General features: G+C 71.5%; 24 protein-coding genes and 1 tRNA gene. 13 read left to right on the top strand and 12 right to left on the bottom strand.

All coding sequences use genetic code 11. The annotated features are described in order from the left end of the window. The first annotated feature begins 86 nt into the window (after positions 1-86). Positions 87-905, top strand: coding sequence for an enoyl-ACP reductase FabI (fabI, locus tag DWB05_RS09330; protein WP_456298229.1), 819 nt, complete (start codon positions 87-89; stop codon positions 903-905). Between the two features lie 27 nt (positions 906-932). Here fabI and DWB05_RS09325 read toward each other — a convergent pair whose 3' ends face one another. The 5 genes from DWB05_RS09325 to dapB all read right to left on the bottom strand — a co-directional run bounded on the left by DWB05_RS09325 (position 933) and on the right by dapB (position 5,346). Then, positions 933-1,919, bottom strand: coding sequence for a DUF3137 domain-containing protein (locus DWB05_RS09325; RefSeq protein WP_114376922.1), 987 nt, complete (start codon positions 1,917-1,919; stop codon positions 933-935). Positions 1,920-1,966: 47 nt separating this feature from the next. After that, positions 1,967-2,692, bottom strand: coding sequence for a tRNA (guanine(46)-N(7))-methyltransferase TrmB (trmB, locus tag DWB05_RS09320; RefSeq protein ID WP_114376921.1), 726 nt, complete (start codon positions 2,690-2,692; stop codon positions 1,967-1,969). A gap of 2 nt (positions 2,693-2,694) precedes the next feature. Further along, positions 2,695-3,882, bottom strand: coding sequence for a methionine adenosyltransferase (gene metK / locus DWB05_RS09315; RefSeq protein WP_114376920.1), 1,188 nt, complete (start codon positions 3,880-3,882; stop codon positions 2,695-2,697). A 73-nt stretch (positions 3,883-3,955) separates the two neighbouring features. Further along, positions 3,956-4,549 carry a DUF7002 family protein gene (locus DWB05_RS09310; RefSeq protein ID WP_114376919.1) on the bottom strand — a complete coding sequence of 198 codons (594 nt, stop codon included), beginning with the start codon at positions 4,547-4,549 and terminating at the stop codon, positions 3,956-3,958. Beyond that, the gene (dapB, locus tag DWB05_RS09305; RefSeq protein ID WP_114376918.1) at positions 4,546-5,346 is read right to left on the bottom strand and encodes a 4-hydroxy-tetrahydrodipicolinate reductase; all 801 of its coding nucleotides are present in this window, start codon (positions 5,344-5,346) and stop codon (positions 4,546-4,548) included. The genes DWB05_RS09310 and dapB overlap by 4 nt, the downstream gene beginning before the upstream one ends. 108 nt (positions 5,347-5,454) lie before the next feature. Here dapB and DWB05_RS09300 point away from each other — a divergent pair. Beyond that, positions 5,455-5,542 (top strand) — tRNA-Leu (locus DWB05_RS09300). A 22-nt stretch (positions 5,543-5,564) separates the two neighbouring features. On the opposite strand, the gene DWB05_RS09295 is transcribed toward DWB05_RS09300, so the two are convergent. Further along, complete coding sequence (locus DWB05_RS09295) at positions 5,565-6,530, bottom strand: MBL fold metallo-hydrolase (RefSeq protein WP_114376917.1); 966 nt, start codon at positions 6,528-6,530, stop codon at positions 5,565-5,567. A gap of 136 nt (positions 6,531-6,666) precedes the next feature. Here DWB05_RS09295 and DWB05_RS09290 point away from each other — a divergent pair, with 136 nt between their 5' ends. From DWB05_RS09290 to DWB05_RS09265, 6 genes are all read left to right on the top strand, one after another. Beyond that, entirely contained in the window at positions 6,667-7,056 is a 390-nt protein-coding gene (locus tag DWB05_RS09290; RefSeq protein WP_114376916.1) for a DUF2237 family protein, read from the top strand. Positions 7,057-7,135: 79 nt separating this feature from the next. After that, positions 7,136-7,969: an ABC transporter permease gene (locus DWB05_RS09285; protein ID WP_114376915.1), complete on the top strand. Its 834-nt coding sequence runs from the start codon at positions 7,136-7,138 to the stop codon at positions 7,967-7,969. A 14-nt stretch (positions 7,970-7,983) separates the two neighbouring features. Further along, positions 7,984-8,742, top strand: coding sequence for an ABC transporter ATP-binding protein (locus tag DWB05_RS09280; protein WP_114376914.1), 759 nt, complete (start codon positions 7,984-7,986; stop codon positions 8,740-8,742). A 42-nt stretch (positions 8,743-8,784) separates the two neighbouring features. Further along, the gene (locus tag DWB05_RS09275) at positions 8,785-10,293 is read left to right on the top strand and encodes an FAD-binding domain-containing protein (protein WP_232818482.1); all 1,509 of its coding nucleotides are present in this window, start codon (positions 8,785-8,787) and stop codon (positions 10,291-10,293) included. Then, positions 10,290-10,574, top strand: coding sequence for a DUF3253 domain-containing protein (locus tag DWB05_RS09270; protein ID WP_114376913.1), 285 nt, complete (start codon positions 10,290-10,292; stop codon positions 10,572-10,574). The genes DWB05_RS09275 and DWB05_RS09270 overlap by 4 nt, the downstream gene beginning before the upstream one ends. Next, complete coding sequence (locus DWB05_RS09265; RefSeq protein ID WP_114376912.1) at positions 10,571-10,966, top strand: RidA family protein; 396 nt, start codon at positions 10,571-10,573, stop codon at positions 10,964-10,966. Before DWB05_RS09270 ends, DWB05_RS09265 begins: the two co-directional genes overlap by 4 nt. Before the next feature lie 28 nt (positions 10,967-10,994). On the opposite strand, the gene DWB05_RS09260 is transcribed toward DWB05_RS09265, so the two are convergent. After that, entirely contained in the window at positions 10,995-11,330 is a 336-nt protein-coding gene (locus DWB05_RS09260; protein ID WP_114376911.1) for a heme-degrading protein HmuQ, read from the bottom strand. An 88-nt stretch (positions 11,331-11,418) separates the two neighbouring features. Continuing rightward, complete coding sequence (locus DWB05_RS09255; protein ID WP_114376910.1) at positions 11,419-11,751, bottom strand: TIGR02300 family protein; 333 nt, start codon at positions 11,749-11,751, stop codon at positions 11,419-11,421. 110 nt (positions 11,752-11,861) lie between these two features. On the opposite strand from DWB05_RS09255, the gene aroA reads away from it, so the two are divergent. From aroA to rpsA, 3 genes are all read left to right on the top strand, one after another. Then, on the top strand, positions 11,862-13,211 hold the full coding sequence (gene aroA, locus DWB05_RS09250; protein ID WP_114376909.1) for a 3-phosphoshikimate 1-carboxyvinyltransferase: 1,350 nt from the start codon (positions 11,862-11,864) through the stop codon (positions 13,209-13,211). Then, positions 13,208-13,861 (top strand): (d)CMP kinase, encoded by a 654-nt coding sequence (gene cmk, locus DWB05_RS09245; RefSeq protein ID WP_114376908.1) that lies wholly within the window; start codon positions 13,208-13,210, stop codon positions 13,859-13,861. The genes aroA and cmk overlap by 4 nt, the downstream gene beginning before the upstream one ends. A 208-nt stretch (positions 13,862-14,069) precedes the next feature. Next, a complete protein-coding gene (gene rpsA / locus DWB05_RS09240) occupies positions 14,070-15,791 on the top strand; it encodes a 30S ribosomal protein S1 (protein ID WP_114376907.1) in 1,722 nt (573 codons plus the stop codon). An 82-nt stretch (positions 15,792-15,873) separates the two neighbouring features. Here rpsA and DWB05_RS09235 read toward each other — a convergent pair whose 3' ends face one another. Continuing rightward, on the bottom strand, positions 15,874-16,602 hold the full coding sequence (locus DWB05_RS09235; RefSeq protein WP_114376906.1) for a hypothetical protein: 729 nt from the start codon (positions 16,600-16,602) through the stop codon (positions 15,874-15,876). 170 nt (positions 16,603-16,772) lie between these two features. Between DWB05_RS09235 and DWB05_RS09230 the strand changes: the two genes are divergently transcribed. Beyond that, a complete protein-coding gene (locus tag DWB05_RS09230) occupies positions 16,773-18,659 on the top strand; it encodes a potassium transporter Kup (protein ID WP_198669128.1) in 1,887 nt (628 codons plus the stop codon). A gap of 61 nt (positions 18,660-18,720) precedes the next feature. Then, entirely contained in the window at positions 18,721-19,080 is a 360-nt protein-coding gene (locus DWB05_RS09225; protein ID WP_232818481.1) for a hypothetical protein, read from the top strand. Between the two features lie 22 nt (positions 19,081-19,102). Here the strand turns inward: DWB05_RS09225 and DWB05_RS09220 are convergent, their stop codons facing one another. Genes DWB05_RS09220 through DWB05_RS09210 form a run of 3 tightly spaced genes read right to left on the bottom strand, consistent with a single transcriptional unit; the run spans position 19,103 to position 23,909 of the window. After that, entirely contained in the window at positions 19,103-21,121 is a 2,019-nt protein-coding gene (locus DWB05_RS09220) for an ATP-binding protein (protein WP_114377010.1), read from the bottom strand. Between the two features lie 8 nt (positions 21,122-21,129). Beyond that, positions 21,130-22,737 (bottom strand): carboxyl transferase domain-containing protein, encoded by a 1,608-nt coding sequence (locus tag DWB05_RS09215; protein WP_114376904.1) that lies wholly within the window; start codon positions 22,735-22,737, stop codon positions 21,130-21,132. Beyond that, positions 22,734-23,909 (bottom strand): isovaleryl-CoA dehydrogenase, encoded by a 1,176-nt coding sequence (locus DWB05_RS09210; RefSeq protein WP_269815569.1) that lies wholly within the window; start codon positions 23,907-23,909, stop codon positions 22,734-22,736. Before DWB05_RS09210 ends, DWB05_RS09215 begins: the two co-directional genes overlap by 4 nt. Positions 23,910-23,924 lie beyond the last annotated feature (15 nt).

The following is a 23,924-nucleotide window of genomic DNA, read 5'->3' as shown; positions in this document are numbered from 1 at the left end:
CGGCCCACACTGTCGCGGCGTTGCGATGGACGCCGCCCGCACCGGGCCGGCACAGTCGACCCCGACATCACCGTGGAGGTGTGCGGATGACGACCGCGATCGACCCCCTGCCCAAGGTCTGGGACCCGAACATCCGCCTGGGCGAGATGCTGAAGGGCAAGCGCGGCCTCGTCGTCGGCATCGCCAACGAGCACTCCATCGCCTACGGCTGTGCCGCGAAGCTGCGGGCCTTCGGTGCCGACCTCGCCGTCACTTGGCTGAACGAGAAGGCCGAGCGGTTCGTCCGCCCCCTCGCCGAGGCGCTCGAGGCCGACCTGATGATGCCGCTCGACGTGCAGGTCGAAGGCCAGCTCGAGGCGGTGTTCGAGCGCATCCGCGACGCCTGGGGCCGGCTCGACTTCGTCATCCACTCCATCGCCTACTGTCCGAAGGAGGACCTCCACGGGCGGGTGATCGACTGCTCGCTTCCGGGCTTCCTGCAGGCGATGCACGTCTCCTGCTGGAGCTTCCTGCGTATGGCCCACTTGGCTGAGCCGCTGATGAGCCAGGGCGGGGCGCTGGTGACGATGAGCTACTACGGGGCCGACAAGGTGGTGAACAACTACAACGTCATGGGCCCGGTGAAGGCGGCGCTGGAAGCCGCCGTGCGCTATGCGGCGGCGGAGCTGGGCCCGAAAGGCATCCGCGTCTTTGCCGTCTCACCGGGGCCCCTGAAGACGCGCGCGGCCTCGGGCATCGCGCAGTTCGACGAGCTGATCGAGATGGCGCGGGCGCGCGCGCCGGCCGGGCGGCTGGTCGACATCGCCGAGGTCGGCCGCGTCGTCGCCTTCCTGGTCAGCCCCGCCGCCTCGGGGATGACGGGCGACACGATCTATGTCGACGGCGGGCTGCACAACGTCGCCTGAGCGGCCGGGGCGGTGCGGCGGGCGGGTTCAGGCGGGCGCGCCGCGCAGGCTGTCGATCAGACGGTGCACGACCAGCACCTGATCCAGCAATCGGTGCGCGTCGCGCGGCAGGCGGTTCAGGCTTGGCAGCAGCCCGCCCGCCTCGAATTGGCCGCGCACACGAGGCAGCAGGAGCAGGAACCGATCGCGGTCGAACCCGGCGTCGATGCCGCGCCAGCCCGCCGCGCGCGACAGCGACACCATCAGCGCGGCAAAATCGGGGGTGACGACGGCGAGCGCCGCCTCCCCGTCCGTCGTCCACAGGCCGAAGCGGCGGGCGAAGGCCCGATCCGGCACCGTGACCCGGACGAGGCCGGCGTTGCGAGGATTGTTGTTGCGCCACGGCGTGAGGAGAAACCAGTCAGGCCCGCGCAGCAGGATCGGCACCGCGATGGGCTGCGGGGTGGCGATCGCGAACAGCAGGCCCTTGAACACGCTGCGCGTCCTGCGTTCGGTCTTGTGGCCGCGCTGGCGGACGACGATTCGGCGCAACGCGATCTCGGCCATGGTGAAGGCGATGCCGGCGTGCTCGCCCTGGAACACGTCGTCGATCTCGCGCCCGTTGAACGGTGCCACCATGGCGAGGCGGGGCAGGCGATCGATCGACGCGCCCTCTCCGACCTGATGGCGGATGCCGCCGATCGCCCGGCACACGGGCGGCATGAGCGCGTCGCGCAGCCGGCCGCGGAACGATCGCGACAGGTGAACCGCCGCCCCGGGCCCGAGCATGGCGGCGATCACCGTGGCGACGAGGAAGGTCTCGAAATCGTCGCTGTCCCAGGCGAGCCACGTGAGGACCGCGAGCAACACGGGGGCGGCGAGGGCGGCGGCGGCCAGCAGGCGAAACCGCGTTTGCGTTCGCGCAAGGGCACCGAACTGCGGCGCGACCTCGGCCTCGAGCAAGGAATCGAGCCGGTCATGCGCCTCGGCCGCACCGTTTGCCGACGCCGGACCGGCGGCTCGCTCCCCCTCCATCGCGCGAGCCTGCCCGAGCCCGAGAGCCGTGTCGAGCGGGAAACGGCTCAGCGCCGACGCAGCGTCCAGTAGCGCGGGGTTCGCCCCTCGCGCAGCGCCTTCGCCTCGTAGCGCGTGCCGGGCCATCCCTCGGGCCGGATGGCGGAGACCGAAACGATGTCGAACCGATCCTGCCCCGCGAGCGTCTCCTCCACCCAGGCCTGGTAGGTCGGGTCGTCGGAAGCGATGCGCCATTCCCCGCGCGGCGCCATGACGCGCGCGATCAGAGGAATGAGTGCGGGGTGAACGAAGCGCCGCCGCGCATGGCGCGCCTTCGGCCAGGGGTCGGGGAACAGCAGGAACAGGCGGCTTATCGAGGCCTCGGGCAAGAGGCGCAACAGCGCGCGCGCATCGTCGGGCCAGAGGACGAGATTGGGCGGTAGGGCAGCCGTCTCCTCCTCGCCTTCCGGCACATAACGCGCCAGGAACGAGACGATCCCGTTCTCGAACACCTCCGCGGCGATGATCCCCACCTCCGGGTGACGCGCGACGAGTTCGGCCGTGTGCTCGCCCGAGCCGAACCCGACCTCCAGCCAGAGCTCGCGCACGGGGCAGGGGAAGGCGGCGAAGGGCGATTGCGCGGCGGTTTCGGACAGCCGCACGCGCGGCAAGGTGTGGGCGAGCAGCCGCGCCTGGCGGGGGCGCAGGGCGTGGCCGCGACGCCGCCCGTAAAGACGCTCGACCGGCGGGCGGTCGAGCTTCCGCGAGCGGGGCGAGGCCTCGGTCGCGGGCACCCTCAGCGGCCGAAGGCCTGTTTCAGCATCGGCACGAGGTCGGTCTTCTCCCAGGTGAAGGTGCCCTTCTCCTCGTCCGGTGTGCGACCGAAATGGCCGTAGGCCGACGTCGGCACGTAGATCGGCCGATTGAGCTGCAGGTGCTCGCGGATGCCACGCGGCGAAAGGTCGACGTTCTTCAGGAACACCTCGGAGAGCTTCTCCTCGTTCACGTCGCGCCCGGTGCCGTGCAGGTCGACATAGAGCGAGAGCGGCTTGGACACGCCGATCGCGTAGGCGAGCTGGATGGTGCAGCGCTCGGCGAGCCCCGCCGCGACCACGTTCTTCGCCAGGTAACGCGCCATGTAGGCGGCCGAGCGGTCGACCTTGGTCGGGTCCTTGCCGGAGAAGGCGCCGCCGCCGTGCGGGCAGGCCCCGCCATAGGTGTCGACGATGATCTTGCGACCCGTCAGCCCCGTGTCGCCGTCGGGCCCGCCGATGACGAACTTGCCGGTGGGGTTCACGTAGAACTCGGCCTCAGGGCACATCCAGCCCTTGGGCAGCGAGGATTCCACGATCGGCCACAGCATGCGCTTGATCTCCGCCTGCTCCAGCCCCTCCTCGTGTTGGGTGGAGACGACGATCGAGGTCGCCTTCACCGGTTTGCCGTCGACGTAGAGCAAGGTCACCTGGCTCTTCGCGTCGGGCAGGAGCCCGGCGACGAGGGGATCCTTGTTGCGGCGGAGTTCGCTGATCCGGCGCAGGATCAGGTGCGCGTAGTAGATCGGCGCCGGCATCAGCACCTCGGTCTCGGTGCAGGCGTAGCCGAACATGATGCCCTGATCACCCGCCCCCTCGTCCTTGTTGCCGGCGGCGTCCACGCCTTGCGCGATGTCGGCCGACTGGGCGTGCAGATGGCAGGAAATCTGCGCCTTTCGCCAGGAGAAGCCAGCCTGGTCGTAGCCGATGTCGTGCACCGCGACGCGCGCGAGGTGCATCAGGTATTCGTGGGTGATCGCCTCCGGCCCGCGCACCTCGCCCGCGATGACGATGCGGTTGGTGGTGACGAGGGTTTCGCAGGCGACGCGCGCATAGGGGTCGGCGGTGAGGTAGGCGTCGACCACGGCGTCCGAGATGCGGTCGGCCACCTTGTCTGGGTGGCCTTCGGAGACCGATTCGGAGGTGAATAAATACTCGCCCTTCGCACGCATTTGTCGGGTGGTCCTCGCTTGGGGGATTGCCGCGGCCGGCGGCGGGGGCCAATCGCAGCAAAGCCGTGCGGGGTCAAGGGAGAAGGGCGCGGGCGAGGATTGCCGGCGGAATGGTGTCGGGCACGACGACTTCGCGCATGGGGGCGCGTGGCGGAAGCAGGGCGATCGGCACGTAGAGGTCGGGGCCGCGGTGCGGACCGCGGCCGGCCGGCCGGCGGTCGATCGCGCCGCCGTTCACCGGCGCGGCGGCGAGCGAAAGCCCCTCGCCGATCAGCACGGCGGTGGCGAGGCGGAGCACGACCTGGGGCATGTCGGGGTCGGCGGCGGCGAGGCGATCCGCGTCGCGGCGGGCGCGCCAAAGGAACACATGCCGGTTGATGAAGCCGCGCCACGCCTCCGGCGTGAGGCCAGGGACCAGGCGCGCCGCGAGGGCGCGATCCGGCATGAGCTGGCGGCGAAGCCAGGCCCGCCCGAACTCGGCGTGGCGAAGCTCGACCCAGGTCCGTCGGTTCCGCCGCAGCAGGAGGTTCCGCTCGGCCTCGGGGAGGTCGAACAGGCGGCACAGCGCCTCGGCGGAGAGGAGACCGTGGCGGCGGATCGAGGGCAACGCCGCGGCGGGGGCGGCGTGGAAGAGGATCGGGAAGCGCGCGGCGAAGTCCGCGCTCATGCCAAGCCGAGCACGTCCTCCATGCCGTAGAGCCCGGGCGGTTTGCCGGCGAGCCACAGGGCCGCGCGCACCGCGCCGTCGGCGTAGACGCGGCGGTCGAAGCTGCGATGGCCGAGCACGAGGTGTTCCGAGGCGCCGGCGAACAGCACCGTGTGTTCCCCCACCACCTGGCCGCCGCGCAGCACCGCGAAGCCGATCGCGCCGTCGCGCCGCCGCCCGGTGTGGCCGTGCCGGGCGGCCTCCATGTTCTCCTCGAGCACGATGCCGCGCCCCGCCGCCGCCGCACGGCCGAGGGCAAGCGCGGTGCCCGAGGGAGCGTCGATCTTCTGTCGGTGGTGCATCTCCAGGATCTCGATGTCGAACTCGGGCCCGAGCGTGGCCGCCGCCCGGCGCACGAGCGCGGCGAGCAGCGTCACCCCCATGGAAAAGTTGGCGGCGAACACGATCGGCACGGTGCGGGCCGCCTCGGCGATCGCCCGCTCCTGGTCGGGGGTGAGCCCGGTGGTACCGATCACCAGCCGCTTGCGCTGGGCGATCGCCTCGTCGAGGTGGCGCCCCAACGCCTCGGGCTGAGTGAAGTCGATCACCACCTCGGCGGCGGCGAAGAGCGCGGCGGGGTCGTCGGTGGCGGCAAGCCCGATCGGCCCGAGCCCGGCGAGCGTGCCGAGATCCGCCCCCACGGCGGCACTTCCCGCCCGCACGCTGCCCGCGGCCAACACGGCCTCAGGGTGCTCGACGACGGCCCGCACCAACAGCCGACCCATCCGGCCGCGCGCCCCGGCGATCCCGACCCGCATGCCTTGCCCCTCTCTCTCGTGCCGCGGTGACCGTCAGCCGCGCCGCGAGCAGGGTCAAGCGGGGCTCGTGCGCACGAGCGCGGCCGGTGCTATCCGATCCCGCCACACGCGGGCGTGGCGGAACTGGCAGACGCGGCGGACTTAAAATCCGCGTCCCTCCGGGGAGCTGTGGGTTCGACTCCCACCGCCCGCACCACCTCCGTGCGGGTCGCGCCGGTTCAGACGGCGGACGACCACTCGCGCGGCACCATCTCGTAGCCCTCGCCCTCCTTGCGGACGTGACCGAGGCCGGGGAACGGCCAGTGGTAGCCGGCGATCAGCGTGCGGTCGGCGGCCAGGCGGTCGAACAGCCGACGCCGCGTCGCCTCGGCGGCGACGGGGTCCATGTCGAACACGATGTGCCAGCCCGGGTTGCGCACGTTGATCGCCGGGTGGTTGGTGACGTCGCCGAGCACGAGCAGGGATGCGTCGGCGGAGGTGACGAGCCAGGAGGTGTGGCCCGGGGTGTGGCCGGGCGTCGGCACGCCGCGCACGCCGGGAAGGACCTCGGCGTCGGAAGCCACACGGCGGATCCGCTCCGGGGGATACGGCGCGAAGCGGCTCTTCGCCATCGCCGCCGGCTGCTGCGGCGCGCGATCGCCCATCCAGAAGGCCCACTCCGCCTGCGGCACGATGAGTTCGGCGTTCGCAAAACGCGCCGTGCCTTCGCGCGTGACGAGCCCCGAAACGTGGTCGCCGTGGAAGTGGGTGAACACGATCTTGGTCACCGCCTCGGGTGCGATGCCGGCGGCGGCGAGGTTGTCCCACATCGTGCCGGCGGTCGCGGCGAGCAGCCCGCCCGTGCCGGCATCGAACAGGATCACCTCGCGGCCGGTGTTCACGACCGGGATGTTGTAGGTGATGTCGAGATGCCCGGTGGGCAGGAAGGCGCGGGCGAGGGCGGCCTCGACCGCCGAGCGGTCGGCGTTGCGCACGAAGCCCTCGCCGGGATTGTGGCGGCGATTGTAGCCGTCGTTGATGATGGTGACCTCGAATTCGCCGAGGCGGAACCGGTAGAACCCGGGCGCCTGGCGGCCGGAGAACGGGACGGCGGCCGCGGCCGGTGCCGCCGCGGCGGCAACCAGGGTCGGGGCGGCGAGGGCGGCGGTGGAGGCGACCAGCAGGTCGCGGCGGTCGAGCGACATCGTTCCTCTCCCAGAGCGTTTCGGCCGCCTAGCGCTAGCAGGGCGCGCGCGCGCCTGCTCTGCACGGAGCCGTGAGCCCCGGGGCTTGGCGGCTGCCGCCCTTCGCCCCACCTCCCGCGGAGACAAGGAGAGGCCGATGCCACGCGACGGCGGCGAGAAGGGAGCGAGGAACGTGCTCGGCGGGCCGCTCGCCCCCTGTTCCTACGACCCGCTCACGGGTTGGTTTCGCGACGGGTGCTGCAACACGGATTCGCGGGATGTCGGGCTGCACACGGTGTGCGCGGTGATGACCGCCGAGTTTCTCGCCTTCTCCCGCAGCCGCGGCAACGACCTGGTGACGCCCCGCCCCGAGTGGGGCTTCCCGGGGCTGAAGCCGGGCGACCGCTGGTGCCTCTGCGCCGCGCGCTGGCAGGAGGCGTTCGAGGCCGGCTGCGCGCCGCGCGTGGTGCTCGCCGCAAGCCACGAGGCCGCGCTCGCCGTCTGCCGGCTCGAGGACCTCAAGGCCTGCGCGATCGATCTCGCCTGACGACCCCGTCCTCCCGGCGCTTGGGCTTGTCTCAGCCGCACCTTGCCCCTAAGGCTGCGGCGTGCAGCCAAGGGCATCGATGTCGATCAGGACCGCTCCCCGCTACGTCTACGACGCGGCCGATGGCCGTGACCTCGAACGCGCGCTCGACGATCTGCGCCGGGGCACCGCGCAGTGGCGGCTCGCGGCTCGGCTTGCCTTGCTTGATCTGCGCAATCGCTTCCGCGGTTCCGTCCTGGGCCCGATCTGGATCACGCTCTCGCTCGCCGTGACGGTCGGCGCCTTGGGGACCCTCTATCCACTGCTGTTCCGGGTGCAGACGGAACGTTACGTGCCGCATCTCGCCGCAGGGCTCATCGTGTGGTCATGGGTTCAGCAGGCGCTGACGGATGCCTGCCAGACCTTCATCGCCGCCGAGCCGATCATTCGCCAAGTGCGACTTCCCTACACGGTGCACGTCCTGCGCAACCTCTTCCGCAGCGCGCTGAACGCTGCGCTCACGCTGCCCGTGTTCGTCGTCGTGGCAGTGATCTTCGGAGTGGCTCCCGGGGTGGGGACGTTGTTCCTGCCGCTTGGGCTCGCCGTCATGGCCGTCGCGCTGTGCGCGGCTGCCTTCTTCCTGGGCATGGTGTCGGCACGGTTCCGTGACGTTCCGCCCGTGGTGGCGAGTGTGCTGCAGCTTGCCTTCTTCGTGACGCCCATCCTGTGGAAGGCGGAACAGCTCGGCGAGCATCGCGACTGGCTCCTGCTCAACCCCGTCTTTCCCTTGCTGGAGAGCGTGCGGGCCCCCATGCTGGGGTACATGCCCGACGTCGCGATCTGGCTCGCTGCCTTGGGCTACGCGGGGGTGGCGTCCGCGCTCGCCTTCGCGCTGTTCGTGCGTCTGCGACGGCGCATCGCGTTCTGGGTTTGACCGGGGCGGGCGGGATGAGCCGGATCGTCGCGCGCGGGCTGCGCATCGAGTTCCCGCTCTATCATTACGAGTCGCGCAGCCTGAAGAAACGCCTGTTGGGCTCGGTGAGCCGGCGGTTGCAGCAGGACTCGCGCAACCGCCTCGTCATCGCCGCGCTGCAGGATCTCTCGTTCACCATCGAACGCGGCGAACGCGTCGGCCTGGTCGGCCACAACGGGGCGGGCAAGACGACTCTCTTGCGCACGCTCGCCGGCATCTACGAGCCGGTGCGGGGGTCGCTGCTGGTCGAAGGCCGCGTCGGCACGCTCATCGATACCGCCGCCGGCATGGACATCCTGTCGACGGGGCGGGAGAACATCCGCCTGCGCGCGCTCTACCTCGGCCTTTCCCCGTCCGAAACGGCTGCCTTCGAGGCCGAGGTCGCGGCCTTCGCCGATCTCGGCGACTTCCTCGACGTACCCATCCACTCCTACTCCGCCGGCATGTCGATCCGGCTCGCCTTCGCCATGGCGACCGCGATCGAGCCCGATATCCTGCTGATGGACGAGTGGATCGCAGCCGGCGACGAGACCTTCCTCGCCCGCGCGAATGCCCGGCTCGAGAAGCTGGTGAGCGAGGCGGAGATCCTGGTCTTCGCGAGCCACGACCGGACCCTGATCCGCCGCTGGTGCACCCGCGTGCTTCGCCTCGATGGCGGCCGCATCGTCGCCGACGGAACCCCCGACGAGGTGTTCGGTCCGGAACCCGCCGACGTCCTGCCGTCGCCCGCCTGAGCCGACGCCGGCCTGGACCGACGGGCGCGGCGGCCTACCTGAGTGGACGTGCGAAACGGGCCTTTCCACGTCGTGTGGTTCAAGCGCGATCTGCGGCCGGCCGACCACGCGCCGCTGGCCGAAGCCGCGGCACGCGGGCCCGTGCTGCCGCTCTGGATCGTCGAGCCCGAGCTGTGGCGGCAGCCTGACGCGTCGGCGCGCCAGTATCGTGTCTTCGCCGAGGCGGCGGCCGAGTTGCGCGTCGATCTCGCCGCGCTCGGCCAGCCGCTGGTGGTGCGGGTCGGCGATGCGGTGGAGGTGCTGGAGGAGATCCGCGCCCGCTTCGGCATCGCGGGCCTGTGGGCGCATCAGGAGACCACGGGGGCCTGGGGATATGCGCGCGATCGCCGCGTGCGCGCCTGGGCCCGCGCGCACGGCATTCCCTTCGCCGAACCCCGCCAGAACGGGGCGGTCCGCGCGCTTGCCTCGCGCGATGGCTGGGCGAGGCGGTTCGAGGCGTTCGTGCGCGCTCCCATCGTGCAGCTCCCGCGCGCGCTTGCCCCCCTCGGCCTCGAGCCGGGCGCGATCCCGGACGAACGCGACCTCGGCCTCGCTCCCGACCCCTGCCCCGGGCGGACCCGCGGTGGGCGGCGGGCGGCGCTGGCGCTGCTCGCCTCCTTCCTCTCCGGCCGGGCGGAGACCTATCGCTGCGCGATGTCCTCTCCGCTCGCCGGCTGGGAGGCCTGCTCGCGCCTGTCGCAGCATTTCGCCACCGGTGCCCTCTCCATCCGCGAGGCCTGGCAGGCCGCGCAGGCCGCCCGCAACACGGCGGCGAAGCCGTTGCGCGAAGGCATCGACAGCTTCCTCACGCGCCTCGCCTGGCACTCGCATTTCATCCAGAAGCTGGAGACCGAGCCCGCGCTCGAGCATCGTGCGCTGCACCCGGCCTACGAGGGCCTGCGCAGCGACGGTGCGGGCACGGAACGGTTCGAGCGCTGGGCGAAGGGTGAGACCGGTTGGCCCTTCCTCGATGCCTGCATGCGCTGCCTGAGCGAGACGGGCTGGCTCAACTTCCGCGCCCGCGCCATGCTCGTCTCTGTGGCCAGCATGCATCTCTGGCTCGATTGGCGCGCGGTGGGGCTGCATCTGGCCCGCCTGTTCGCCGACTACGAACCGGGCATCCACTGGAGCCAGGTGCAGATGCAGTCCGCAACGACGGGGGTGAACACCATCCGCATGTACTCGCCGATCAAGCAGAGCGAGGACCAGGATCCGGAGGGGCGGTTCATCCGTCGCTGGGTGCCGGAACTGGCGGACATCGCGGCGCCCGCCATCCACCGCCCTTGGCTCATCGGCGTGCGCGGCTATCCGCCCCCCATCGGCGACGCCAACGCGCTCGCCGCTCGTGCGCGCGAGCGCCTGTGGGGTGTGCGCCGCGGTGCCGCCTACCGCGCGGTGGCGGATGAGATCCAGGAACGGCACGGCTCACGCCGCTCCGGCCTCAGGCAGGTGGGTGCGCGCCGGCCGCGCCGCCCGACGGTCGATCAGCCGGTGCTCGATCTCGAGGCATGAGCGGCCCCGCCGTCGATCCCGCCGCGATCGCCGAGACCATCCTCCGGCTTTGCGCCGAACGCGGCCCCGCCAAGTCCATCTGCCCCTCGGAAGTGGCGCGTGCCCTTGCCGGGCCCGACGAGCGGGTCTGGCGCCTCCTGATGCATCCGGTGCGGCGCGAGGCCTTCCGGCTCGCCGATGCGGGGCGGATCGAGGTGCTGCGCAAGGGAAGGCCCATTTCGCCGACTGAGGCGAGGGGGGTGATTCGGCTGCGCATCCGCAACGAAACGGAGAGGGAATGACCGCGACGATCCGCTTCAGCGATCCGCCCGCCCTGCCGCGGCCGGCCGCCCACTATTCGATGACCGCCGAGGTCGCGGGTGCCGCGCGTTGGCTGTTCGTCTCCGGCCAGCTGCCCGTCGCGCCCGACGGGTCGGTTCCCGACAGCCTCGCCGACCAGGCCGCGCTCGTCATCGCCCATCTTCGCGCCGCGCTCGCGCACGGCGGCATGGACGAGGGGAACATCGTCAAGCTCACCACGTACCTCACCACGCGCGAGGCCCGCGCGCCCTGGCAGGCGGCGCGCGATGCGTGGCTCGCCGGCCGCGTCCCACCCGCCTCGACCCAGGTGATCGTCGCCGGGCTCGCCGATCCGCGCTGCGCGATCGAGGTCGAACTGATCGCCGCCGCGTGACCCTGTCGCCGGACGCGGCGTGCCCGCGTCAGGCGAGAGGCGCGTCCTCGCGCGCGCGGATGGTTTGCAGCACCTCGAAACCCTCGAACTGCGGGGGCCCGAGCGTCGTCGGCTTGGTCTGGCCCGCCCCGGCATGCGCGCGGCGAAAGGCCTCTGAGCGCGTCCAGGCCTCGAAGGCCTCCCGGCTCTCCCACACGGAGAACGAGGAATAGAGCACGTGATCCTCCGCCGCGGGCCCGCGCAGGAGGTGGAACACGACGAACCCGGGAACCGACTTCAGGTGACTCTCGCGCGTCAGCCAGGCACGTTCGAAGGCTTCCGTCTCGGAGGGAATGACGCGGAAGCGGTTGGTGGCGATGAACATGGGCGGCTCCCCGCTACGGCTTATCGCCCGAGACCCTAGCGCAGGGCGGCCGCGTGCGCACCCGGCGCGGGCGGCGTGGCAGCGGCGCTCAGCGCTCCTCGTCGTCCGCCCCGGGTTCGACCTCGATCTCGGCGCCGAGATCCTCCTCGCCCTCCAGGTCCTCGGCGTCCTCCAGCACCGCGTCGTCCGCGTCCTCGACCACCACCTCGAGGTCGGCGTCCTCCAGCGCGGGCTCGAGCGCGGCGGCACGCTTGAGTTTCACCTTGTCCTCCGCCGTACCGCCGCCGCGGCGAAGCTTCGGTTGTTCGGCCGGCTGTTCGGCGCCGCATTTCGGGCAGGTCACCGGCGTGCGGCGAAGGTCGTAGAATTTCGCCCCGCAGGCGACGCAGATCCGCTTCGTTCCGAGTTCGGGCTTGACCATGGTTCCCCGCTCCGCTGGCGCGAGAGGCGGGCTTCTCCCGCAAAGCCCCGGCCCTGTCAAACCCGGCCCGGCGTGCTACAGGCCCGGCCTCCCTCCGCCGCGGACCGACCATGACCGACACGTCGAATGCTCCGATCCCGCTTCGCGCCACCCGCCCGCTCGGCCCCCTCTCCGGCGTGGCGCGCGTGCCCGGCGACAAGTCGATCAGCCATCGCGCGCTGATGGTCGGCGCCCTCGCGGTCGGCGAGACGCGCATCGAGGGCCTGCTCGAGGGCGAGGACGTGCGCCGCACCGCGGCCGCCATGCGGGCGTTGGGGGCGGAGGTGGTGCGGCACGGGGAGGGCGCGTGGTCCGTGTTCGGGCGCGGCGTGGGCGGGCTCGCCGAACCCGACGACGTGCTCGACCTCGGCAACTCCGGCACCTCGGCCCGGCTGATCGCCGGCATTCTCGCCGGGCACGACCTGTTCGCGGTGATGACGGGGGATGCGAGCCTGCGCCGCCGCCCGATGCGGCGGGTGATCGAGCCTCTCACCCAGTGCGGCGCCGCCTTCCACACCCGCTCGGGCGGGCGGTTGCCGATGGCGGTGCGCGGTGCGGCCGACCCCCGCCCGATCGACTACACCCTCCCCGTCGCCTCCGCCCAGGTGAAGTCTGCCATCCTGCTCGCCGGGCTCTGTGCGCGCGGCGAGACGCGGGTGGTGGAACCCCAACCCACGCGCGACCATACCGAGACCATGCTCAGGGGCTTCGGCGCCGAGGTCTCCGTCGCCGTCCTGCCGGGCGGGGGCCGGGAGATCCGTCTCCTCGGCCAGCCCGAGCTCGAGGCCCGCCCGGTGCTCGTTCCGGCCGATCCGTCCTCGGCCGCCTTTCCCGCCGTCGCCGCCCTGCTCGTGCCGGGCTCCGCGGTCACGCTCGAGGGGGTGGGGATGAACCCGCTGCGCGCCGGCCTCTACGAGACGCTGCGCGAGATGGGGGCCGACATCGAGATCGCGAACGAACGCGAGGAGGCGGGCGAGCGGGTCGCCGACCTCACCGTCTCCTCCTCGCCGTTGCGCGGGGTCGAGGTGCCGCCCGAGCGCGCGCCGACGATGATCGACGAATACCCCATCCTCGCCGTCGCCGCCGCCTGTGCGGCCGGCGAGACGCGCATGCGGGGCTTGGCGGAACTGCGGGTGAAGGAGTCCGACCGGCTCGCCGCCATCGCCGAGGGGCTCGCCGCCTGCGGGGCCGAGGTCGCGATCGAGGGCGATGACCTCATCGTGCGCGGCCGTGGCCACCCGCCGCCCGGCGGGGCGAGGATCGCAACCAGGATGGACCATCGCATCGCGATGAGTTTCCTCGTGCTCGGCCAGGTGACCCGTGAGCCGGTGGAGATCGACGACGGATCTTTCATCGACACCTCCTTTCCCGGCTTCGCCGACCTGATGCGGTCGCTCGGCGCCGCCATCGCTCCGGCATGAGCGAGGATGGCCGGCGCGGTGGGCCGGTGATCGCGGTCGACGGCCCGGCCGCCGCCGGCAAGGGCACACTGGCGCGCCGCCTCGCCGCCGCCCTCGATCTGCCCCATCTGGACACGGGGCTTCTCTATCGCGCTGTGGGCCGGCGCGTGCTCGACGCCGGAGGGGACCCGGCCGATCCGGCGGTGGCGGCGCGGGAGGCGGAGGCGCTCGCTCCGCAGGACCTCGGCCGTGCCGACCTGCGCGCGCCCGAGGTCGATCGTGCCGCTTCGCTGGTCGCCGCCGTCCCCGCCGTGCGCCGCGCCTTGCTCGCCTTCCAGCGCCGGTTCGCCGAACCCCGCGGCGCCGTGCTGGACGGGCGGGACATCGGCACGGTCGTCTTCCCCGACGCCGACCTGAAGCTGTTCGTCAGCGCCTCGGACGAGGAGCGGGCGCGGCGGCGTTGGCTCGAACTGAAGGGCCGAGGCGTCGAGGTCCCGTTCGAGACCGTGCTCGCCGATCTGCGCGCCCGCGATGCCCGCGACGCGAGCCGCGACGTCGCCCCTCTCCGCCCTGCCGCCGACGCGATCGTGCTCGACACCACCGACCTCGACGCCGACGCCGCCTTCGCCCGAGCCCTGGCCATCGTGCGCGACAGGCTCGGCCGCGCTTGACTTCGTGGCTTCAGGCTGCGAGAGAGGGAAGGAACGAGCGGGCTGCCCGCGGGCGCCCGCCGTTGGTCGTTTCCGGACGACCCGAGAGCCTCAACCCCCGCCCGGCCCGCGCGACGCACGGCCGGGAAGTCGTGTCTGCCCCGAGGGGGCAGGGGCGCAAACCCCGGTCGCATGCGCGACCCCGAAGACGAAGGACCTCAGACACCGCATGGCCCGTACCGCCACCGCCCCGGCAGAGACCGAGGATTTCGCCGCCCTGCTCGATGCCACCCTCGGCAGCGACACGGGCTTCGACGGCAGCGTCATCACCGGTCGGGTGGTGCGGATCGACGGCGACATGGTCGTCATCGATGTCGGGCTGAAGTCCGAGGGCCGGGTGCCGCTGAAGGAGTTCGCCGCCCCGGGCCAGAAGCCGGAGGTGAAGCCGGGCGATCTCGTCGACGTCTATGTCGAGCGCTACGAGGACCGCGACGGCTCGATCATCCTCTCGCGCGAGAAGGCCCGCCGCGAGGAGGCCTGGACCACGCTGGAGAAGGCCTACCAGAACCAGCAGCGCGTGACGGGCGTGATCTTCGGCCGCGTCAAGGGCGGCTTCACGGTCGATCTCGGCGGCGCGGTCGCCTTCCTGCCGGGAAGCCAGGTCGACATCCGCCCCGTGCGCGACGTGGGCCCGCTGATGGGCACGCCGCAGCCGTTCATGATCCTCAAGATGGACCGCGCGCGCGGCAACATCGTCGTCTCGCGCCGCGCGGTGCTCGAGGAAACCCGCGCCGAACAGCGCGCCGAACTCGTGCAGGGGCTGAAGGAAGGCCAGGTGCTCGAGGGCGTGGTGAAGAACATCACCGACTACGGCGCCTTCGTCGACCTGGGCGGCGTGGACGGCCTGCTGCACGTCACCGACATCGCCTGGCGCCGCATCAACCATCCCTCCGAGGCGCTGCAGGTCGGCCAGACGGTGAAGGTGCAGGTGATCCGCTTCAACCCCGAGACGCAGCGCATCAGCCTCGGCATGAAGCAGCTGATGGCCGATCCGTGGGACGGGGTCGCCGCCAAGTATCCGGTGGGCGCGAAGTTCACCGGCCGGGTCACCAACATCACCGACTACGGCGCCTTCGTCGAACTCGAACCCGGGGTCGAGGGCCTGGTGCACGTCTCCGAGATGTCCTGGACCAAGAAGAACGTGCACCCGGGCAAGATCGTCTCCACCTCGCAGGAGGTGGAGGTGATGATCCTCGACGTGGATGCCGCCAAGCGTCGCATCTCGCTCGGGCTGAAGCAGTGCATGCGCAACCCGTGGGAGGAGTTCCTGGAGAAGCACCCCGTCGGCTCCACCGTGAAGGGCGAGGTGAAGAACATCACCGAGTTCGGCCTCTTCATCGGGCTTCCCGGCGACATCGACGGCATGGTGCACCTCTCCGACCTCGCCTGGGACGTGCCCGGCGAGGTGGCGATCCAGCGCTATGCCAAGGGCGACATCGTCGAGGCGAAGGTGCTCGACGTCGATGTCGAGAAGGAGCGCATCAGCCTCGGCATCAAGCAGCTCACCAACGACCCCGCCGCCGCCGTGCTCGATCGCCTGCAGAAGGGGCAGGTGGTCACCTGCGTCGTCACCGCCGTGCAGCCGAACGGCATCGAAGTGAAGATCGACGACGCCGTCACCGGCTTCATCCGCAAGGCGGATCTCGCCAAGGATCGCCAGGACCAGCGGCCCGACCGCTTCGGCGTGGGCGACAAGGTGGATGCCAAGGTCATCGCCGTCGAGCGTGCCGCCCGCCGCGTGCAGCTCTCCATCAAGGCCAAGGAGGTCGAGGAGGAGAAGCAGGCGATGGCCGAGTTCGGCTCCGCCGATTCGGGGGCTTCGCTCGGCGACATCCTCGGCGCGGCGATCCGGCGGCGGAACCAGCAGCTCGCCGGCGAGACCAAGGAGTGAGAGCGCGGCCGCGCGCCCGAGCCGCCGGCGGGCGGGGCGGGCACGGGGTGAGGGGGCAGCGCGAACGGTCGGAGCGGGCGCCTCAGGGATAGGCGCAGCGCTCCGCCGCCACCTGCACGAACCCCCTGAGGTCGCTCGCCGACACGACGAAGCGATGCTCGGTTGCGCCGCGCACGACCGAGAAGGCGACCGGCAGCACGCCCTGTGCCTCGGTGCGCGCCCCGCCCGGCTGGATGGCGGCGATGGTTACCGGCTGGGCCGGGTCGAACCAAGCGTGCGGTGAGCCGTCCGCCGCGCGGGCCGACACCCCCTCGCCGGTGATCACGATGCCGCCACTCATCGTCACCGCGTTGGCCCCACCACGCGCGATCGGGGTGGCGAGCAGGAAGCGCCGGGTCTCGATCTCCGGCTCGCAGCGCGTGCCGGCGGTGGCGTTGCGCAGCACGAGCGCGAGCCGGTCGGGGCTGAGCCCCTCGCCGAGCCTCTGCTGGATCAGGGCATAGAGCTCCCGCCCCGCCCCCGAGGGCACGTCGCGCGCGTAGGCCGCTTCGCGCTCGGCCAGCCGCGCCTCCGTCTCGCGCAGACGAGCCTCCGTCGCGGCGCGGGCCTGCTCGAGCCCGGCGATGGTGCGACGCAAGCCCTCGATCTCGCCGCGCAGGGCATCCGTCTCCAGTTGGGCGAGTCGACTGCCGGTCTCGTAGGCGAGCGCGCCCAGGCCGATCAGGGCGCCGAGCACCAGCAGGATCAGCAGGTTGCGTTGCCGACGTCGGCGCCGTTCCGCCCGGCGGGCTTCGCGCAATCCGAGGCTCATCGTCTCCGGTCCTGGGGTGGTCGGGCGGGCTTGTAGCACCCTCCGCGCCGGCGGGGGACCGAGGCTCGCGCCGCCCGCGCAGGTCTGCCCCCGCGGCGAGGGACTTTCCTCCCCGGGGGGCTCCGGGTGTATAGGGCCGCGCCGTGAACGCGCCCGCACAAAGCACGGCTCTGCCCGCCGTTGCCGCGACCGGATCGGGCTCTCCCCTGTTCGCCCTCGCCCTCGCCGCCCTCGGCGTGGTGTTCGGCGACATCGGCACCAGCCCGCTTTACGCCCTGCGCGCGGCGCTGACCCAGACCCCCGGCGTCGGCCCCGTCCCCGGCGACATCCTCGGCGTGCTCAGCCTCGTCACCTGGGCGCTGATCCTGGTCGTCACGTTGAAGTACGTCGTCGTGCTGCTGCGCGCCGACAACCGCGGCGAAGGCGGCATCCTCGCCCTGATGGCGCTCGCGCAGCGCGCCCTACCCGACGGCAGGCTGAAGCGCTGGGCGGCCTTGGTCGGAATCTTCGGGGCGAGCCTCTTCTTCGGCGAGTGCACGATCACCCCGGCCATTTCCGTGTTGTCGGCGATCGAGGGACTCGCCGTGGTGGACGAGACCTTCGAGCAGGCGGTGGTGCCGCTCTCCTTGCTCGTGCTCGCCGCCCTGTTCGGGGTCCAGCGCCGCGGCACGGGCCAGGTGGGGGCGGTGTTCGGGCCGATCACCCTCGTCTGGTTCCTCACCATCGCCGCCCTCGGTGCGGTCGAGATCGCGGTGCGCCCCGACATCCTGTTCGCGCTGAGCCCGCACCATGCCGCCCGCTTCGCCTGGGAGCACGGTTTCGCCGCCTTCGCCGTGCTGGGCGCGGTGGTGCTGGTGGTGACGGGGGCGGAGGCGCTGTTCGCCGACATGGGGCACTTCGGCCGACGCCCGATCCGCCTCGCCTGGCTCCTGGTCGTGCTGCCCGCCCTTCTCCTCAACTACTTCGGCCAGGGCGCGCTCCTGCTCGACGACCCGGAGGCGATCGCCAATCCGTTCTACCTGCTGGCCCCGGAGTGGCTGCGCTTGCCGCTCGTCTTCCTCGCCACCGCCGCCACCATCATCGCGAGCCAGGCGGTGATCTCGGGGGCGTTCTCGATCGCGCGGCAGACCATGCTGCTCGGCTTCTCCCCGCGCCTCACCGTCCGCCACACCTCGTCGGACGAGCGCGGGCAGATCTACATGCCGCAGGTGAACGCCGCCCTGTTCGTCGCGGTGGTGCTGCTGGTGCTCTCCTTCCGCTCCGCCGATCGTCTCGCCGCCGCCTATGGGCTGGCGGTGACGGGGACCTTCGTCTGCGGCACGCTGCTCGGTGCTGCGGTCGCGCTTCGGCTCTGGGGCTGGCCCGTGCCGCTGGTCGCGGCTGCGTTCGGCCCGTTCCTGCTCGTCGACCTCTCCTTCCTCGCCTCCACCTTGCTCAAGATCCCCGACGGGGCGTGGTTCCCGCTCCTGCTCGGGCTCGCCCTGTTCGCGCTGATGACGTCGTGGAAGCGCGGGCGCGACCTGATGTTCGAGCGCTGGCGCAGCGACAGCCTGCCGCTTGCCTCCTTCCTCGCCCGCCTGCCGGAGAGCCGGCACATCATCCGCGTTCCCGGCATCGCCGCCTTCATGACCGGCAACCCGGACTACGTGCCGAACGCGCTCCTGCACAACCTCAAGCACAACCGCGTGCTGCACGAGCGGGTGCTGTTCATCACCGTCGTCACCGAGGACGTGCCGACCGTGCCGGCCGAGCGGCGGGCCGAGGTGACGGAACTCGCGCCGGGGATCCTGCGCATCATCCTGCACTACGGTTTCATGGAGCAGCCCAACATCCCGCGCGCGCTCGCCGAACTCCGCCCCTTCGGCGAGCCGTTCGACGCGATGCAGGTGAGCTTCTTCCTCGGCCGCGAGACGGTGGTGCCGGCGCAGGTGCCGAAGATGCCGCTTTGGCGGCACTGGCTGTTCCTGGTGATGGCGCGCAACGCCGTGCCGGCCACCGAATTCTTCCGCATTCCCTCCGACCGCGTGGTCGAACTCGGCGTGCGGGTGGCGATCTGAGCCCCGGTCCCCTTGACGGGCTCGCGTGCCGGGCGGCAAGCAAGCTTGGGAGGAGACCGCGATGTCCCGCCTCTACACGGTGCGCATGCTGCTGGCCCGCAACCCCGGCTTCCCGGAGGGGTCGAACGAGCGCGGCTACGAGCTGCACGTCCCGCTGACGCCGGATGGGCATCTCGACGTCGAGACCTGGCGCCAGCGCCGGCACGACTGCACGGTGCGCCGGTTCTGGAAGAACGAGCCGGACAAGGTGGGCGAGCTGATCCATGGCCGGCATGGCTGGGCCTTCTCGTACGAACCGGGCGAGGCCGACGACGAGCCGCTCTATCGTCTCGAGGGCCATGTGTTCCGGCCGGGCGAGTACGTGACGGTGCGCGAGACGAACGGCGAAAGCCTCGTCTTCCGGATCGTTTCGGTGCACTGAGCGGGCGCGGGCGCGGGCGCGATCAGTCCCCCTCGCCGGCGGCGACGAAGGCGAGCTCCGTTCCTTCCGCCACGAGGTCGCCCACCGAGGCGCTGAGCCGCTGCACCACGCCGTCGCAGGGTGCTGCGAGGCGGAGTTCGGTCTTCATCGCCTCGAGCACGAGCAAGGTCTCGCCGCGTGCCACCACCTGGCCGGGCGAGACGAGCACGCGCACCACCCGGCCCGGGATGGGTGCGGTGACGGAGCCCGTCGCAGCCGCCGCCCCCCCCGTTCCGCCCAGGGGGTGGCGGATCCGCACCGTTCCCGTGGTGCCGTCGGCGAGCGTCACCACGATCTCGTCGCCGTAACGACGGACGCGCGCCCGGCCGACCACGCCATCGACCTCGAGGCGCAGCAGGTCGTGCTCCGCCTCGCGCCGTGCGCGCAGCACGACCTCGGTGTCCGCCTCGTTTTCGTCGCCGAAACGCAGCCGCCAGTACCCGTCGTGCCATTCCGCGCGCACCCACCGCACTCGGCCGTCCTGATCGAACGCGGTCTCCGACACCGCCGTGCCGTGCAGGCGCCAGCCGCGCAAGGCGACCCAGGGTGAGTGGGGGTCGGCCGAGGTTCGGGCCGTGCGCTCCGCCCGCTCGATCTCGTCGACCAGCACCGCGGCTGCGGCAGCGATCAGCACGCGATCGGGCGCGGTGCGGGAGGCCGCGAGTAGGTCCTCCGCATGGTCGGCGAGGAAACGCGTCGAGAGCTCGGCGCACCGGAAGGCCTCGTGCGCGACGATACGCCGCAGCAAGAGAAGATTGGTCGCCACTCCGTCGATGACCGTCGCCTCGAGGGCGCCGGCAAGCCGGCGCAGCGCGGTCGCGCGGTCGGGCCCGTGCGCGATGATCTTGGCGAGCAGCGAATCGTAGAACGGTGTCACGGTGTCGCCCTCGCGCACCCCACTGTCGATCCGCACGCCCTCGTGGTCGGGGAAGGCGAGGCGAACGATGCGTCCCGTCGCCGGGCGCCAATCGGCGGCCGGATCCTCGGCACAGAGCCGCGCCTCGATCGCATGGCCGGCGAGCGGCGGGCAGGCGGCGAAAGGCAGGCGCTCGCCGGCGGCGAGGCGGAGCTGGCAGGCGACGAGATCGAGCCCCGCGATCATCTCGGTGACGGGATGTTCCACCTGCAGGCGCGTGTTCATCTCCATGAAGAAGAACGCATCACCTTCGGCGATGAACTCCACCGTGCCGGCGTTGCGGTAGGAGACGGCGCGCGCGGCGGCAACGGCGGCATCGGCGATCGTGCGCCGGCGGCTCTCCGCCAGGGCGGGGGCGGGGGCTTCCTCGATGATCTTCTGGTAGCGACGCTGCACCGAACAGTCGCGCGTGCCGAGGTCGATGACGGTGCCGTGCGCATCGGCCAGCACCTGCACCTCGATGTGTCGCGGCTTGGCGAGGTAGCGCTCGAGCAGCACGCGATCGTCGCCGAAGGCGGAGCGCGCGATGCGCCGTGCGGCGGCGAGCGCCTCGGCGAAATCCTCCGCCCGCTCGACGACGTGCATGCCCCGCCCGCCACCGCCGGCTGCCGCCTTGATCAGCACGGGGAAGCCGATCCGCATCGCCTCCTCGGCCAGGCGCGCGTCCGACTGGTCCTCGCCGTCGTAGCCCGGCACGACGGGCACACCGGCCTCGCGCATCAGCGCCTTCGCGCGCGCCTTGTCGCCCATGGCCCGGATCGCCGCCGCCGGCGGGCCGACGAAGACGATGCCCGCCGCGGCGCAGGCTTCGGCGAAGGCCGCATTCTCGGCGAGGAACCCGTAACCGGGGTGGATCGCCTCCGCGCCCGCCCGTCGCGCCACCTCGACGATGCGCTCGATCCGCAGATAGCTGTCGGCGGGCGGGGCGGGCCCGATCGGGTGCGCCTCGTCGGCCGCTGTGACGTGGAGCGAGTCGCGATCGACCTCGGAATAGACGGCGATGCAGCGCAGCCCCATGCGGCGCGCGGTGCGCATGATGCGCACCGCGATCTCGCCCCGGTTCGCCACCAGCAGGGAACGGAACATCGCACCGCTCACATGCGGAAGACGCCGAAGCGCGTGGCTTCGATCGGCGCGTTCAGCGCGGCGGAAAGGGCGAGTGCCAGCACCTCGCGTGTGCGCGGCGGTTCGATGATGCCGTCGTCCCACAGCCGGGCGGTGGCGTAATAGGGGTCGCCCTCGCGTTCGTACTTCTCGCGGATCGGTGCCTTGAACGCCTCCTCCTCCTCGGCCGGCCAGGCGATGCCCTGACGCGCGAGGTTGTCGCGGCGGATGGTGGCGAGCACGGTGGCCGCCTGTTCGCCGCCCATCACCGAAATGCGGCTGTTCGGCCAGGTGAACAGGAAGCGCGGCGCGTAGGCCCGCCCGCACATGCCGTAGTTGCCGGCGCCGAACGACCCGCCGATCAGCACGGTGAACTTCGGCACGGCCGTGGTGGCGACCGCGGTGACGAGCTTCGCCCCGTCCTTGGCGATGCCACGGTTCTCGTAGGTCTTGCCGACCATGAAACCCGCGATGTTCTGCAGGAAGAGGAGCGGAATGCCGCGCTGGCTGCAGAGTTCGACGAAGTGCGCCGCCTTCAGCGAGGATTCCGAGAACAGGATGCCGTTGTTGGCGATGATGCCCACGGGATAGCCCCAGATCCGTGCGAAGCCGCAGACGATGGTGGTGCCGTAGCGCGCCTTGAACTCGTCGAACTCGGAGGCATCGACGAGGCGGGCGATCACCTCGCGCACCTCGTACGGGGTGCGCACGTCGGGCGGGATGATGCCGAGGATCTCCTCCGGGTCGTAGGCCGGTGGGGTGGGGTCGCGCAGGTCGAGGGCGATGCCCTTGCGCGAACCGAGCCGTGAGACGAGGCGGCGGGCAAGCGCGAGGGCGTGCGCGTCGTTCTCCGCGAAATGATCCGCCACCCCCGAGAGGCGCGTGTGCACGTCGGCCCCGCCCAACTCCTCCGCCGTCACCACCTCGCCCGTCGCGGCCTTCACCAGCGGCGGGCCGCCGAGGAAGATCGTACCCTGTTCCTTGACGATGATGCTCTCGTCGCTCATCGCGGGTACGTAGGCGCCGCCCGCGGTGCAGGAGCCCATGACCACGGCGAGCTGGGGGATGCCGAGGGCGGACATGCGCGCTTGGTTGTAGAAGATGCGACCGAAATGATCGCGGTCCGGAAAGATCTCGTCCTGGTGCGGCAGGTGCGCCCCTCCGGAGTCGACGAGGTAGAGACAGGGGAGACGGTTCGCTTCCGCGATCTCCTGCGCGCGCAGGTGTTTCTTCACGGTGAGCGGGAAGTAGGTGCCGCCCTGCACGGTCGCGTCGTTGGCGACGATCATGCACTCCCTTCCCGCCACCCGACCGATGCCGGTGACGATGCCGGCGGCGTGGATCTCGCCCCCATAGAGACCCCAGGCGGCGAGTGGGGAGAGTTCGAGGAAGGCGCTGCCCGGATCGACCAGACGTTCGATACGCTCGCGCACCAGCAGCTTGCCGCGCGCGCGGTGCCGCTCCCGTGCCGCCGGCGGCCCGCCTTGCGCGACGGTCGCGAGCCGTTCGCGCAAGGTTGCAACCAGCGCGCGATTGTGCGCCGCGTAGGCGCGGAAGGTCTCGTCGCGCGTGGAGACGGAGGAGAGGAGGCGCGTCACGCGGTCTCGCGGAACAGCTCGCGCCCGATCAGCATGCGCCGGATCTCGGAGGTGCCGGCGCCGATCTCGTAGAGCTTGGCGTCGCGCAGCAGACGCCCCGTCGGATAGTCGTTGATGTAGCCGTTGCCGCCGAGGATCTGGATCGCATCGAGCGCCATGCGGGTCGCCGCCTCGGCGGCGAACAGGATGGCGCCGGCGGCATCCTTGCGGCTCACCCGGCCGCGGTCGCAGGCCTGGGCGACGGCGTAGACATAGGCCCGCGCCGCGCTGAACGTCGTGTACATGTCGGCGAGCTTGGCCTGGATCAGCTGGAACTCGCCGATCGGCTTGCCGAACTGCTCGCGCTGGTGGACGTAAGGCAGCACGACGTCGAGGCAGGCCTGCATGATTCCCAAGGGCCCTGCGGCGAGCACCGCGCGTTCGTAATCGAGCCCGCTCATCAGGACGCGCACGCCGCCGCCGACGCGACCCAGCACGTTCTCCTCCGGCACCTCGCAGTCCTCGAACACGATCTCGCTCGTCGGCGAGCCGCGCATGCCGAGCTTGTCGAGCTTCTGCGCCGGGCGGAAGCCCTTGAAGCCGCGCTCGACGATGAAGGCGGTGATGCCGTCCTTGCCGGCCGCCGGGTCGGTCTTGGCGTACACGACCAGCACGTCGGCGTAGTGCGCGTTGGTGATCCACAGCTTGGTGCCGTTGAGGATGTAGCGGTCGCCGCGCTTGTCGGCGCGCAACCGCATCGACACCACGTCGGAGCCCGCGTTCGGCTCGCTCATCGCCAGTGCGCCGAGATGCTCGCCGGAGACGAGCTTGGGCAGGTAGCGCCGCTTCTGCTCCTCCGTGCCGTTGAGTCGGATCTGGTTGATGCAGAGGTTGGAATGGGCACCGTAGGAGAGGCCGACCGCGGCGGAGGCGCGGCTCACCTCCTCCATCGCCACGCAATGCGCGAGGTAGCCCATGTTCGCGCCACCATAGTCCTCCTCGACGGTGATACCGTGCAGGCCCAACTCTCCCATCTCTGGCCAGAGGTGGCGCGGGAACTCGTCGCTGCGGTCGATCTCGGCCGCGATCGGCGCGATGCGGTCGTCGGCGAAGCGGCGCACCGTGTCGCGCAGCGCGGCGATGTCCTCGCCGTGGTCGAACTCGAGGAAGGCCGGGGCGTTGGGGATCGTCACGGGGCTGATCCTGGT

Source organism: Elioraea thermophila (ex Habib et al. 2022) (assembly GCF_003336755.1).
Taxonomy (GTDB): domain Bacteria; phylum Pseudomonadota; class Alphaproteobacteria; order Acetobacterales; family Acetobacteraceae; genus Elioraea; species Elioraea thermophila.
This window is presented reverse-complemented; position numbering and strand designations above follow the sequence as displayed.

What these genes read in the sequence shown, in the direction of transcription:
- DWB05_RS09295 (WP_114376917.1), bottom strand. Translation starts at nt 6,530, where the DNA reads ATGTCGCTCGACCGCCGCGACCTGCTGGTCGCCTCCACCGCCGCCCTC.
- DWB05_RS09285 (WP_114376915.1), top strand. Translation starts at nt 7,136, where the DNA reads ATGTCGATCAGGACCGCTCCCCGCTACGTCTACGACGCGGCCGATGGC.
- dapB (WP_114376918.1), bottom strand. Translation starts at nt 5,346, where the DNA reads ATGCGGGTCGGGATCGCCGGGGCGCGCGGCCGGATGGGTCGGCTGTTG.
- DWB05_RS09310 (WP_114376919.1), bottom strand. Translation starts at nt 4,549, where the DNA reads ATGAGCGCGGACTTCGCCGCGCGCTTCCCGATCCTCTTCCACGCCGCC.
- DWB05_RS09225 (WP_232818481.1), top strand. Translation starts at nt 18,721, where the DNA reads ATGTCCCGCCTCTACACGGTGCGCATGCTGCTGGCCCGCAACCCCGGC.
- aroA (WP_114376909.1), top strand. Translation starts at nt 11,862, where the DNA reads ATGACCGACACGTCGAATGCTCCGATCCCGCTTCGCGCCACCCGCCCG.
- DWB05_RS09265 (WP_114376912.1), top strand. Translation starts at nt 10,571, where the DNA reads ATGACCGCGACGATCCGCTTCAGCGATCCGCCCGCCCTGCCGCGGCCG.
- rpsA (WP_114376907.1), top strand. Translation starts at nt 14,070, where the DNA reads ATGGCCCGTACCGCCACCGCCCCGGCAGAGACCGAGGATTTCGCCGCC.
- cmk (WP_114376908.1), top strand. Translation starts at nt 13,208, where the DNA reads ATGAGCGAGGATGGCCGGCGCGGTGGGCCGGTGATCGCGGTCGACGGC.
- DWB05_RS09280 (WP_114376914.1), top strand. Translation starts at nt 7,984, where the DNA reads ATGAGCCGGATCGTCGCGCGCGGGCTGCGCATCGAGTTCCCGCTCTAT.
- DWB05_RS09220 (WP_114377010.1), bottom strand. Translation starts at nt 21,121, where the DNA reads ATGTTCCGTTCCCTGCTGGTGGCGAACCGGGGCGAGATCGCGGTGCGC.
- DWB05_RS09255 (WP_114376910.1), bottom strand. Translation starts at nt 11,751, where the DNA reads ATGGTCAAGCCCGAACTCGGAACGAAGCGGATCTGCGTCGCCTGCGGG.
- fabI (WP_456298229.1), top strand. Translation starts at nt 87, where the DNA reads ATGACGACCGCGATCGACCCCCTGCCCAAGGTCTGGGACCCGAACATC.
- metK (WP_114376920.1), bottom strand. Translation starts at nt 3,882, where the DNA reads ATGCGTGCGAAGGGCGAGTATTTATTCACCTCCGAATCGGTCTCCGAA.
- DWB05_RS09235 (WP_114376906.1), bottom strand. Translation starts at nt 16,602, where the DNA reads ATGAGCCTCGGATTGCGCGAAGCCCGCCGGGCGGAACGGCGCCGACGT.
- DWB05_RS09260 (WP_114376911.1), bottom strand. Translation starts at nt 11,330, where the DNA reads ATGTTCATCGCCACCAACCGCTTCCGCGTCATTCCCTCCGAGACGGAA.
- DWB05_RS09290 (WP_114376916.1), top strand. Translation starts at nt 6,667, where the DNA reads ATGCCACGCGACGGCGGCGAGAAGGGAGCGAGGAACGTGCTCGGCGGG.
- DWB05_RS09325 (WP_114376922.1), bottom strand. Translation starts at nt 1,919, where the DNA reads ATGGAGGGGGAGCGAGCCGCCGGTCCGGCGTCGGCAAACGGTGCGGCC.
- DWB05_RS09270 (WP_114376913.1), top strand. Translation starts at nt 10,290, where the DNA reads ATGAGCGGCCCCGCCGTCGATCCCGCCGCGATCGCCGAGACCATCCTC.